12 protein-coding genes are annotated in these 11,862 nt (G+C 69.6%); all 12 read right to left on the reverse strand.

Annotated features, from left to right (window positions below):
- Positions 1-227, reverse strand: a 227-nt coding sequence (locus tag GXP76_RS29635) for a DivIVA domain-containing protein (RefSeq protein ID WP_242574699.1), incomplete at its 3' end; no start/stop codon positions are given.
- 49 nt (positions 228-276) lie between these two features.
- A complete protein-coding gene (locus GXP76_RS29640) occupies positions 277-573 on the reverse strand; it encodes a YggT family protein (protein ID WP_242574700.1) in 297 nt (98 codons plus the stop codon).
- A gap of 70 nt (positions 574-643) precedes the next feature.
- Positions 644-1,261 (reverse strand): cell division protein SepF, encoded by a 618-nt coding sequence (locus tag GXP76_RS29645; RefSeq protein WP_242574701.1) that lies wholly within the window; start codon positions 1,259-1,261, stop codon positions 644-646.
- Between the two features lie 124 nt (positions 1,262-1,385).
- The gene (locus GXP76_RS29650) at positions 1,386-2,105 is read right to left on the reverse strand and encodes a YggS family pyridoxal phosphate-dependent enzyme (protein WP_242574702.1); all 720 of its coding nucleotides are present in this window, start codon (positions 2,103-2,105) and stop codon (positions 1,386-1,388) included.
- Positions 2,102-2,854 carry a peptidoglycan editing factor PgeF gene (pgeF, locus tag GXP76_RS29655; protein ID WP_242574703.1) on the reverse strand — a complete coding sequence of 251 codons (753 nt, stop codon included), beginning with the start codon at positions 2,852-2,854 and terminating at the stop codon, positions 2,102-2,104. Before pgeF ends, GXP76_RS29650 begins: the two co-directional genes overlap by 4 nt.
- On the reverse strand, positions 2,851-4,065 hold the full coding sequence (gene ftsZ / locus GXP76_RS29660; RefSeq protein ID WP_242574704.1) for a cell division protein FtsZ: 1,215 nt from the start codon (positions 4,063-4,065) through the stop codon (positions 2,851-2,853). Before ftsZ ends, pgeF begins: the two co-directional genes overlap by 4 nt.
- Before the next feature lie 275 nt (positions 4,066-4,340).
- Positions 4,341-5,138 carry an FtsQ-type POTRA domain-containing protein gene (locus tag GXP76_RS29665; RefSeq protein ID WP_242574705.1) on the reverse strand — a complete coding sequence of 266 codons (798 nt, stop codon included), beginning with the start codon at positions 5,136-5,138 and terminating at the stop codon, positions 4,341-4,343.
- A 14-nt stretch (positions 5,139-5,152) separates the two neighbouring features.
- Positions 5,153-6,247, reverse strand: coding sequence for an undecaprenyldiphospho-muramoylpentapeptide beta-N-acetylglucosaminyltransferase (gene murG / locus GXP76_RS29670; protein ID WP_078077789.1), 1,095 nt, complete (start codon positions 6,245-6,247; stop codon positions 5,153-5,155).
- A 6-nt stretch (positions 6,248-6,253) separates the two neighbouring features.
- Positions 6,254-7,762, reverse strand: coding sequence for a putative lipid II flippase FtsW (gene ftsW, locus GXP76_RS29675; RefSeq protein WP_242574706.1), 1,509 nt, complete (start codon positions 7,760-7,762; stop codon positions 6,254-6,256).
- A gap of 85 nt (positions 7,763-7,847) precedes the next feature.
- Positions 7,848-9,308, reverse strand: coding sequence for a UDP-N-acetylmuramoyl-L-alanine--D-glutamate ligase (gene murD, locus GXP76_RS29680; protein ID WP_242574707.1), 1,461 nt, complete (start codon positions 9,306-9,308; stop codon positions 7,848-7,850).
- Positions 9,305-10,375 carry a phospho-N-acetylmuramoyl-pentapeptide-transferase gene (gene mraY / locus GXP76_RS29685; protein WP_242574708.1) on the reverse strand — a complete coding sequence of 357 codons (1,071 nt, stop codon included), beginning with the start codon at positions 10,373-10,375 and terminating at the stop codon, positions 9,305-9,307. The genes murD and mraY overlap by 4 nt, the downstream gene beginning before the upstream one ends.
- On the reverse strand, positions 10,372-11,802 hold the full coding sequence (murF, locus tag GXP76_RS29690; RefSeq protein WP_242574709.1) for a UDP-N-acetylmuramoyl-tripeptide--D-alanyl-D-alanine ligase: 1,431 nt from the start codon (positions 11,800-11,802) through the stop codon (positions 10,372-10,374). Before murF ends, mraY begins: the two co-directional genes overlap by 4 nt.
- Between the last annotated feature and the right edge of the window lie 60 nt (positions 11,803-11,862).

Here is an 11,862-nt window from a genome sequence, read left to right on the forward strand (position 1 = left end):
TGCTCGGGCGGCTTGCGCATCCCTTGCTGCTGTTGCTGCTGGTTCTGCGCGGCGGCACGCGTCGCGGCGGCCAGCTTGGCGCGCAGGTCCTCGTTCTCACGAAGCAGGCGCGTCAGTTCGGCCTCGACCTCGTCTAGGAAGGCATCGACCTCGTCCTCGTCGTAGCCTTCTCGGAGGCGGACGGTCGTGAACTGCTTGTTCCGCACGTCCTCGGGGGTCAACGGCATCTCTTCTTCACCTCTACGTAGTCGTCGGCAGTCGGCAGGACCGTATCGTTCACATTGCCCTCGCAAGGCCACTGACGACCATGATGAGGATGTACACGATGATCATCAGAACGAAGAAGGACAGGTCGAGTGCCACGCCCCCGAGACGCAGCGGCGGAATGAACCGCCGCAGAAGCTTGAGCGGTGGATCGGTGACAGTGTAGGTGGCCTCCAGAACGACCACCATCGCCTTGCCGGGCTGCCATGAGCGGGCGAATTGGAAGACATAATCCATGACCAGCCGGAAGATCAGCACGATGAGGAAGCACACCAGCGCGATGTAGACCACCTGTAGCGCAACGCTCATCCCGCGCTTCCCTCTCCCCTGGTTTCTCTGGTTCCGGCCTCGCGGCCGGGTCGTTCCCGGTTGTCGTGTCTCAGCTCTGGTTGAAGAACCCGCCCTCTGCGATACGGGCCTTGTCCTCCGCCGTGACGTCGACGTTAGCAGGCGACAACAGGAACACCTTCTGCGTCACTCGCTCAATGCTGCCATGGAGACCGAAGACAAGTCCCGCGGCAAAGTCGACAAGTCGCTTCGCATCGGTGTCGTCCATCTCCGTCAAATTCATGATCACCGGGGTGCCCTCACGGAAGTGTTCCCCGATGGTACGGGCCTCGTTGTAGGTCCGCGGGTGCAAAGTGGTGATGCGGTACGGCTCTCGCTCGGACACGACCTTGGGCATGATCACTGGTGCGTTCTTCTCCAGGCTGGGGCGTTCAGGTGTGATGGATGCCACGGGGGCGATTCGGGCAGGACGTCCGCTTTCGGCCGCTACCGGCACCGGCTGACGCTCCCGTTCACGCTGCGGAGGCGGCTGTACCGCTCGTACTGGTTCGTCCCGTTCGACCTGGTGCACCGGCTGGTGGCGCCGGTGATCACGCTCGGGTTCGGGCTCGGGTTCGAAGTCGTCGTCGGGGTCGAAGCCCCGGCCGTCGTACCCATCGTCCTCCACGAGGCCGAGGTAGACCGCCATCTTGCGCATCGCGCCGGCCATGCTCTGAGTCCTCCGCTCTGTGGTGGATCGGCCTCGTCACCAAGTGCCCTCGATCCACTCGGTCCATCCACTTTTCGGTGGAAATGACCATATTTTCTGCTGTGGTCCGACTTGCTTCGCGACGTTACCCGAGCCGGGGGCGGACTCCGAGTACCGCCGTACCGACGCGCACATGTGTCGCTCCGGCCGCCACGGCTGCTTCGAGGTCCGCACTCATCCCTGCTGACACCATGTTCGCAGCAGGATGGTCCGCGCGCAGCAGGGATGACAATTCCAGCAGCCGCTCGAACGCGGCCTGTTCGCGATTCGCGTAAGGCCCGGCGAGGGGCGCGACGGTCATCAGACCATCCAGCCGCAGTCCCGGCGCCGCGGCCACCGCGGTCGCCAACTCCTCGACTCCGTCCGGGGCGACGCCGCCGCGTTCGCCGCGCGCACCCGAATCCGCGTCGAGCGCGACCTGGATGAGGGCTCCGACCTCACGCTCCGCGCGCACCGCGGCGGCGGACAGCGCCGAGACCAGCTTGAGCCGGTCGACAGACTGCACGACATCGGCGTAACCGACCACGGAACGGACTTTGTTGGTCTGCAACTGACCCACGAAGTGCCACGTCAGCGACAGATCCGCGCACGCGGCGGCCTTGGGCGCCGCGTCCTGGTCACGGTTCTCGGCGACGTGCCGCACCCCGAGTTCACTCAGCAGCCTGACGTCGGTGGCGGGGTAGGTCTTGGTGACCACGATCAGGGTCACCTCGTCCCGGTCGCGGCCGGCGGACGCGCAGGCGGACGCGATGCGCGCCTCCACCTTGTGAAGATTTTCGGCGAGTTCACTCGCGCGGTCCGTCATGACGCTCCCAGCCAGACATATCCGGCGAGCCGGCCGGTGGTGCGGTCGCGGCGGTACGAGAAGTGGTCGGCGGACTCGACGGTGCAGATCTCCGAGCGGTGCCGGTCCCCGATCCCGAGTGCGGCGAGCTGCGCGTGCACACCGGCGACGACGTCGACGGCGGGGGTGCCCCAACTCGTCTCGGCCCAGGACTCCGGTACGGCTTCCGCGACTTCGGCCCGCATGGCTTCGGGAACCTCGTAACAGCGCCCGCAGACAGCGGGTCCGGTCCGGGCGGTGATCCGGGCGGGGTCGGCGCCCCGTGCGACCATCGCCCCGACGGCCGCCGGGACGACTCCCGCGACCAGTCCGGGACGTCCGGCGTGCGCGGCGGCGGCGACTCCCGCCACCGGGTCGGCCAGCAGGACCGGGACGCAGTCCGCGGTGAGTACGGCGAGGGCGAGTCCGCGGCGCGTGGTGACCACGGCGTCGACCGCCGGGATCTCGTCCGACTCGCGCGCCCCCCACGGTTCTTCGACGAGGGCGACGTCGCGGCCGTGCACCTGGTTCATCCAGACGACGTCCGCCGCGTCGAGCCCGAGGGACTCGGCGGCGGCGGTCCGGTTGGCGCGGACGGCGGCGGGGTCGTCGCCGACCGCGCCGCCGAGGTTGAGCTGCTCGTACGGAGCGGCGCTCACTCCGCCCCACCGGTCGGTGAAGGCGAAATGGGCGCCGCTCGTGGAGGTCGAAGCGTCGTGCTGTCCTATCACTTCAAGAAGTCCGGAACATCCAGCTCCTCGGCCCCGGCGTCCTGGTACGGACGGGCCGGCGGGACGTGCGGCGGCGAAACCGGCGGCAGGTGCGTCTCGTTGACCGCCGGGGCCGGCTCGGGGGCGGGCGCCTCGTCACGCGAGGGGACCGTACCGAGTCCGCCGGCGGGGCGGCCCGAGTCGGACTCCGGGGCCGGTGCGCGGTACGACGGCTGGTCGTCCCGCTTGGCCGAGCTCAGCCCGGTCTCGCGGCGGGTCGGCGGCTGTCCGCCGTCGAAGCCGGCCGCGATCACGGTGACCCGCACCTCGTCACCGAGGGCGTCGTCGATGACGGCGCCGAAGATGATGTTGGCCTCGGGGTGCGCGGCCTCGCTCACCAGTTGCGCTGCCTCGTTGATCTCGAAGAGACCGAGGTCGGAGCCGCCGGAGATGGAGAGCAGCACACCGCGCGCGCCGTCGATGGAGGCTTCGAGGAGCGGCGAGGAGATCGCCATCTCCGCGGCGGCCACCGCGCGGTCGTCGCCGCGCGCCGAGCCGATTCCCATGAGGGCCGATCCGGCCTCGGACATCACGGACTTGACGTCGGCGAAGTCGAGGTTGATCAGGCCCGGCGTGGTGATGAGGTCGGTGATGCCCTGGACACCCGAGAGCAGGACCTGGTCCGCGGACTTGAAGGCGTCCAGGACGCTGACCTGACGGTCCGAGATGGACAGCAGACGGTCGTTGGGGATGACGATGAGGGTGTCGACCTCTTCGCGGAGTTCGGCGATGCCGTCCTCCGCCTGGTTCGCGCGCCTGCGGCCCTCGAAGGTGAAGGGGCGGGTGACGACGCCGATGGTGAGGGCGCCGAGCGAGCGGGCGATGTTGGCGACGACGGGAGCGCCGCCGGTGCCGGTTCCACCGCCTTCGCCGGCGGTGACGAAGACCATGTCGGCCCCCTTGAGGACCTCTTCGATCTCCTCGCGGTGGTCCTCTGCCGCCTTGCGGCCGACTGCCGGGTTCGCGCCGGCGCCGAGGCCACGGGTGAGTTCGCGGCCGACGTCGAGTTTGACGTCGGCGTCGCTCATCAACAGGGCTTGTGCGTCGGTGTTGATCGCGATGAACTCGACGCCCTTGAGGCCGACCTCGATCATTCGGTTGATGGCATTGACACCACCGCCGCCGACACCGATGACCTTGATGACTGCGAGGTAGTTCTGCGGTGCTGCCACGTCGAAGGCCTCTCGCCTCGAGTTACGTGTCGCCGCTTCGCTGTTGTCGCGAGGCGACGACTGATGCCGATGGGACGGTCCGGACGCCGACCCGAACCCTAACCTTGAAGTTTAGGGTTACCAGAGTGTCTGCTTCTTGGACTCTTCCGAACAGGACACTAAGTCGACACGTGGCGCACGTTCAACGAACACGCCGAACCTCCCGTTTTTCTTTTCACCCTATGTGATCACGCACGGGACTGACCAACCAGGGTCCTGGTCAGCACATATACGCGTCAACTCCCTGATACGGAAGGGGCGGTGGGCGCACTCACATCGAAGTGCGCCGCCTTCGGAACTGCTTTCATGAGAGCGGTGAGAGCCCGCGCCTTCGCGGTGCCGTCCTCGCCGCTCCCCCACATCACCGTGCGCCCGCCGCTCAACTCCAGCGAGATGGAGTCGTACGAACGGACCTTCATGACCTTGGTGTCCCGCGCGACTTCGGCCGGGAGTTCGTCCCGGACGCGTACCGCTTCGGACATCAGACGAGCGGCTGTGAAGCGTCGCACACTCGGGGACTGATCCACCGTCAATTCCAGCAGCGGTACGCCCTTCGGGGCCTTCTCGACGGTGGCGAATCGTACGCCCTTCGCGTCCACTTCGATGAAGTTTGCGCCCTTTTCGATAAGCAGCGCGGGCTTTCGCTCCGTCACTTTCAGACCGATGCCGTTCGGCCATGACCGTGTCACATCCACCGAGTCGATACGCGGCAGCTTCTGGCGAAGTCGGCGCTCAATCGCATCCGTGTCGACGGAAATCAGCGGACCGGAGATCGGAACTGCCGCCGCGGCTTCCACCTCGGCGGGCTTCAGCGCCTGAGTACCCGAAGTCCGCACCTGCTCGACACGCAGCCACGGAGAGCCGTAAAGCAGCCAGATTCCACCGGCGCCGAGTGCGATCGCCGAAGTGAGAAGAAGCAGAAAACGGCGTCCGGACAGCCGGAACCGACGAGCCGGGGGGCGGCCCGAACGGGCGCGGCCGGATTCCGATTCGGCACTTGCCGCGCCTCGCTCGGCGGTCGTCGGTCCGGCCACTGACCCCTGCCTTCCTATGCCTGACGGCGCGCTGCGACCGCCTCGTACACCATGCCGACGAGCAGCTCGTCCGCGTCCCTGCGGCCGAACTCGGCGGCCGCGCGGGACATCTCGTACAGCCGGTGCGGGTCGGACAGCACCGGCAGCACATGGCCCTGGACCCATTCGGGCGTCAGTTCGGCGTCGTCGACCAGCAGTCCGCCGCCGGCCTTCACCACCGGCTGGGCGTTGAGCCGCTGTTCGCCGTTGCCGACGGGCAGCGGTACGTAGGCGGCCGGGAGCCCGACGGCGGAGAGTTCGGCGACGGTCATCGCGCCGGCGCGGCAGAGCATCATGTCCGCCGCGGCGTAGGCGAGATCCATCCGGTCCACATACGGTACCGGGATATAAGGCGGCATTCCCGGCATGTTGTCCACGCGCGGCATTTCATTCTTCGGTCCGACCGCGTGCAGAATCTGGATCCCGGAGCGCTGGAGCAGCGGCGCGGCCTGCTGGACCACCTCGTTGAGCCTGCGGGCGCCCTGCGAGCCGCCGGAGACCAGCAGCGTCGGCAGGTTGGGGTCGAGCCCGAAGGCGGCGCGCGCCTCGGGGCGCACCCGTGCCCGGTCGAGGGTGGCGATGGTGCGGCGCAGCGGGATGCCGATGTAGCGGGCGCCGCGCAGCTTGCTGTCCGGGGTGGAGACGGCGACGGCCGCCGCGTACCGCGAACCGATCTTGTTGGCGAGGCCGGGGCGGGCGTTGGCCTCGTGCACGACGATCGGCACCCCGAGCCGCTTGGCGGCGAGATAGCCGGGCAGCGCGACGTAGCCGCCGAAGCCGACGACGCAGTCCGCCTTCGTACGCTCCAGGATCTGCTCGGCGGCCTTGATGGTGCCGCGCAGCCGGCCGGGGACGGTGATCAGTTCAGGGGTGGGTTTGCGCGGCAGCGGGACGGCGGGGATGAGCGCCAGCTCGTACCCCCGCTCGGGCACCAGCCTGGTCTCGAGTCCGCGCTCCGTGCCCAGGGCCGTGATCCCCACGGTGGGGTCCTGCCTCCGCAGGGCGTCCGCGAGGGCGAGCGCGGGCTCGATGTGGCCGGCGGTCCCCCCACCGGCGAGTACGACATGCACCGAAATTCACCGCTCTCCGGACGGACGCTTCTTGACGCGCCGTCTCATCGTCTTCCATCTCACGCCGGGCCTTCGCATGGCCAGGGCCGCTTTCGCGGCGGGATCCTCTCGCGCGAACGCGATCAGCAGCCCGACAGCGAACATGGTCGGCAGCAGGGCTGAGCCTCCGTAGGAGAACAGCGGGAGCGGGACTCCGGCGATCGGCAGCAGACCGAGCACCGCGCCGACGTTGACCACGGCCTGCGCCGTGATCCACGTGGTCACGCCTCCCGCCGCGTACCTCACGAAGGGGTCCTCCGTGCGTCCGGCCACGCGGATACCCGCATAGCCTAGAGCCGCGAACAGGGCGAGTACCGACAGCGTCCCCGCCAGCCCCAGTTCCTCCCCGGTGATGGCGAAGATGAAGTCGGTGTGAGGTTCTGGGAGTTGGCCCCATTTTTCCACACTCGCGCCGAGTCCGGAACCGAACCATCCGCCGGAGGCCAGCGCGTAGATGCCGTGCACGGCCTGCCAGCACTGGTCGCCGGGGCCGGGGTCCGTGGCGCCGATGCAGGCGAGCCTGGACATGCGGTTGGGGCTGGTCTTGATGAGGACGACGCCGAGGGCGACGGTGACGGCGAGCACGCCGCCGAAGAGCCGCGTGGGTGCCCCCGCCAGCCACAGCAGTCCGAAGAGGATCGCGGCGAGGATGATGGCGGTGCCCATGTCGCCGCCGAGCATGATCAGTCCGAGCAGCATGAAGGCGACCGGGACGAGCGGCACCAGCAGGTGTTTCCACTGGGTCAGCAGCCGCTTGTCATGTTTGCGGGCGAGCAGATCGGCGCCCCACAGGATCAGGGCCAGCTTGCCGAACTCGCTGGGCTGGAGCTGGAAGGGACCGCCGAGATAGATCCAGTTCCGGTTGCCGTTGACCGCGTGCCCTATCCCCGGGACCTGCACGAGGACCATCAGGAAGACGGCGCCGACCAGCAGCGGGTAGGACAGCGCGCGGTGCAGTTTGCCGGGCATCCGGGAGGCGATGAGCATGAGTGCGGCGCCGATGACCGCGGCCAGGAACTGTTTGCGGAAGAAATACGATCCGGGCAGCGAGAGCTCCAGCGCCTTGATCATCGAGGCGCTGTAGACCATCACCAGACCGAGCGCGGTGAGCAGCAGCCCGGCGCCGAAGATCAGGTAGTACGCGGTGAGCGGGCGGTCCCAGGCGCGGCGGGCGCGCTCGTACATCCGCCGTACGCGGTTGCCCGAAGGCGGGCGGGGCAGTCCGGCGCCGGAGCCGCCACGGGCGGCGGGAGCGCGCCGTACGGCCGCTCCGGGGGCCCGGCCGCGCAGGGCGAGACCCGGCAGCCGCGGCGCCCGCGCGGGCGCCGTGACGGCACCCGCGGCCCCTCCCGGCAGGGCGAGGGCCGGCGGTCCGAAGGACGGTGCGGTGAACGGCGGCGCGGCGGCGCGGAACCGCTCGCCCGCCGAAGGGCGCGCGCGACGCGGGGCGTCGCCCGCGGTGTCGTCGGCCGGCATCTTCGCTGTCCCCTCCAAGTCGTGCGCGCGCGACCGGCCGGTGGGGCTGTCGCGGCCCGCGCTCGCGGGGCTGTCGGCCGATCGGTCAGGCGTGCTCGGCGGCGAGTGCGCGGACCGCGTCCGCGAACGCCTCGCCCCGCTTGTTGTAGTTGACGAACATGTCCATCGAGGCACAGGCGGGGGCCATCAGGACGGTGTCCCCGGACTTCGCGAGGCGCGCCGCCGCCCGGACCGCCGCGGACATCGCACCAGTGTCCGTCTGTTCGAGGTCCACGACCGGGACTTCGGGGGCGTGTCGCGTGAGGGCTTCGCGGATCAGCGCGCGGTCGCGGCCGATGAGGACCACGCCGCGCAGCCGCTTCGCGGACTTCTCGACCAGTTCGTCGAAGGACGCGCCCTTGGCGAGGCCGCCGGCGATCCAGACGATCGGGTCGTAGGCCGCCAGGGACGCCTCGGCGGCATGGGTGTTGGTGGCCTTGGAGTCGTCGATGTAGCTGACGTCCGCGACGTCAGCTACATGCTCGATGCGGTGCGGGTCGGGGCGGAAGGCGCGCAGTCCGTCGCGTACGGCGGCGGGTGCGACTCCGTAGGCGCGGGCGAGGGCCGCCGCCGCGAGGGCGTTGGCGATGTTGTGCGGGGCCGGCGGGCTGACGTCCGCGACCTCGGCCAGCTCCTGGGCCTGCTCGCTCCGGTTCTCGACGAAGGCCCGGTCGACCAGGAGGCCCTCCACGACGCCGAGTTGGGAGGGTCCCGGGGTGCCGAGGGTGAAGCCGATCGCGCGGCAGCCCTCCTCGACGTCGGCCGCGCGCACGAGGTCCTCGGTCACCTTGTCGGCGGCGTTGTAGACGCAGGCGACGGTGTTGCCCTCGTAGACCCGGCCCTTGGCGGCGGTGTACGCCTCCATGGAGCCGTGCCAGTCGAGGTGGTCGGGCGCGATGTTGAGGACGGCTCCGGAGTGGGCGCGCACGCTGGGGGCCCAGTGGAGCTGGTAGCTGGAGAGTTCGACGGCGAGGACGTCGTACTTCTCGCGGCCGTCGTCGCCGGGCAGGACCGCGTCGAGCAGCGAGACGCCGATGTTGCCGACGGCCTCGGTACGCAGGCCCGCCGCCCGGAGGATCGCGGCGAGCATCCGGACGGTCGTGGTCTTGCCGTTGGTGCCGGTGACCGCCAGCCAGGGCGCGGCGCCGGGGCCCCTGAGCTGCCAGGCGAGTTCGACGTCTCCCCAGACCGGTACGCCCGCTTCGGCGGCGGCCAGGAAGAGGGGCTTGTCGGGCTGCCAGCCGGGCGCGGTGACGACGAGTTCGGTTCCCTCGGGGAGGGTCGCGCCGTCGCCGAGCCGTACGGTGACGCCCGTCCCGGCCAGTTCGGCGGCCTGAGTACGGGCGCGCTCGTCGTCGCCGTCGTTGACGACCGTGACGTCGGCGCCCAGGTCCCGCAGGGTGCGGGCCGCCGGGATCCCGGAGACTCCGAGACCGGCGACGGTGACCCGCCTGCCCTGCCACCGGGCGCGGAGCCCGGCGGCGTCGGCCGGCTGACGGCCGCTCACTTGTCGGCCGCCCAGCCCGCGTAGAAGAGTCCGAGGCCGACGATCACGCACATGCCCTGGATGATCCAGAAGCGGACCACGACAAGGACTTCGGACCACCCCTTGAGTTCGAAGTGGTGCTGGAGCGGGGCCATCCGGAAGACGCGCTTGCCGGTGAGCCGGAACGAACCGACCTGGATCACCACGGACATGGTGATGAGGGCGAAGAGGCCGCCGAGCAGGGCGATCAGGAGTTCGGTGCGGGAGCAGATGGCGAGGCCGGCGAGGGCGCCGCCGAGCGCCAGCGAGCCGGTGTCGCCCATGAAGATCTTGGCGGGTGAGGTGTTCCACCACAGGAAGCCGAAGCAGGAGCCCATGAGGGCGGAGGCGACGACGGCGAGGTCGAGCGGATCTCGTACCTCGAAACAGGCCGCGGGGTTGGTGAGGGTCAGCGCGTTGGCGCAGGACTCCTGGAACTGCCAGAGGCCGATGAACGTGTAGGCGCCGAAGACCATCACCGAGGCGCCGGTGGCCAGGCCGTCCAGACCGTCCGTCAGGTTCACGCCGTTGGACATCGCGAGAATCATGAACAGCGCCCAGACCACGAACAGCACCGGTCCGATGGACCAGCCGAAGTCCGTGACGAAGGAGAGCTTGGTGGAGGCCGGGGTGTTGCCGCGGAGGTCGGCGAACTGGAGCGAGAGCACCGCGAAGGTGATGCCGACGATCAGCTGTCCGGCCATCTTCGCCTTGGCCCGCAGGCCCAGCGAACGCTGCTTGACGATCTTGATGTAGTCGTCCAGGAAGCCGACGAGGCCCATTCCCGCCATCAGGAACAGGACGAGCACACCGGAGAAGGTGGGGTCCTCTCCGGTGATCACCTTCGCCAGGGCGTAGGCGATCAGCGTGGCCAGGATGAAGGCGATGCCGCCCATCGTGGGCGTGCCCTGCTTGCTGCCGTGGCTGCGCGGGCCGTCGTCCCGGATGAACTGGCCGTAACCCTTGCGGGCCAGCAGCTTGATCAGCAGCGGCGTACCGATCAGGGTCAGGAAGAGCCCGATGGCTCCCGCGAAGAGGATCTGCCTCATCGGCCGGAGACCTCACCCTCGACTGCGTTCTCGAGCAGTGCCTGGGCGACCCGCTCCAGTCCGGCCGACCTGGAAGCCTTCACCAGCACGACGTCTCCCGAACGCAGTTCACTGCGCAACAGATCGACCGCCGCCTGCGCGTCGGACACGTGCACCGACTCCTCACCCCACGAACCCTCGTTGTAGGCGCCCAGTTGCAGCCAGGACGCTTCCCTGCCCCCGACTGCGACGAGCTTGCTGACGTTGAGCCGGACGGCGAGCCGTCCGACCGCGTCGTGCTCGGCGAGCGCCTCGTCACCGAGTTCGGCCATCGGGCCGAGCACCGCCCACGTGCGTCCGCCGGTTTCCCTGGCGGCACCGCCCATGGCGACCAGCGCGCGGAGCGCTGCCCTCATGGAATCGGGGTTCGCGTTGTAGGCGTCGTTGACGATCGTCACGCCGTCCGCGCGCTCGGTGACCTCCATACGCCAGCGGGAGAGGGTCTCCGCCTCGGAGAGCGCCAGGGCGATCTCGTCGACGGACATGCCCAACTCATGGGCGACGGCGGTCGCGGCGAGCGCGTTCGACACGTGGTGCTCACCGTACAGCCGCAGCGTCAGCTCGCTGCACCCGGTGGGTGTTCGAAGGCGGAAGGAGGGTCTGCCGAGTCCGTCGATGTGCACGTTCTCTGCCCGTACGTCTGCTTCGTCGGACTCTCCGAACAGCACGACGCGCGCCTTGGTGCGGGATGCCATGGCGCGTACGAGGGGGTCGTCGGCGTTCAGGACCGCGACGCCGCCGTCCTCGGCGGACGGCAGGGACTCGACCATCTCGCCCTTGGCCTGGGCGATCTGCTCGCGTCCGCCGAACTCGCCGATGTGGGCGGTGCCGACGTTCAGCACGAGGCCGATCCTCGGGGGGACGAGACCGGTGAGATAGCGGATGTCACCGATGTAGCGCGCCCCCATCTCCAGGACGAGGAAGCGGGTGTCCTCGGCGGCGCGCAGCGCGGTGAGCGGGAGCCCGATCTCGTTGTTGAGATTCCCGTCGGGCCAGACGGTGGGGCCCTGGAGCCGCAGGAGTTGGGCGATGAGGTCCTTGGTGCTGGTCTTGCCCGACGATCCGGTGAGCGCGACGGTCGTGGCGCCGGTGCGCTCCACGACGGCGCGTGCGAGGGCGCCGAGGGCCTGCACGACGTCCTCGACGACGATGGCGGGGACCCCGACGGGCCGGGTGGCCAGCACGGCGGTGGCGCCCGCCTCGACGGCCCGGCGGGCGTAGTCGTGGCCGTCGACGTTCTCGCCGGCGAAGGCGGCGAAGAGGCTGCCGTCCGCGACCTGGCGGGAGTCGATGACGACGGGGCCGGTGACGTGGGCGGTCGGATCGGGTATGTCGTGCGACTGCCCGCCGACGATGGTGGCGATCTCGGCGAGGGAGAGGGTGATCACGTGGACCGTCCGGCGAATGGAGGGCGGGTGAGGGATGGCGGCGCGTGCGGAGCGGGGGTC

The sequence above is a fragment of the Streptomyces sp. NP-1717 genome (assembly GCF_022695985.1).
Classification (GTDB): domain Bacteria; phylum Actinomycetota; class Actinomycetes; order Streptomycetales; family Streptomycetaceae; genus Streptomyces.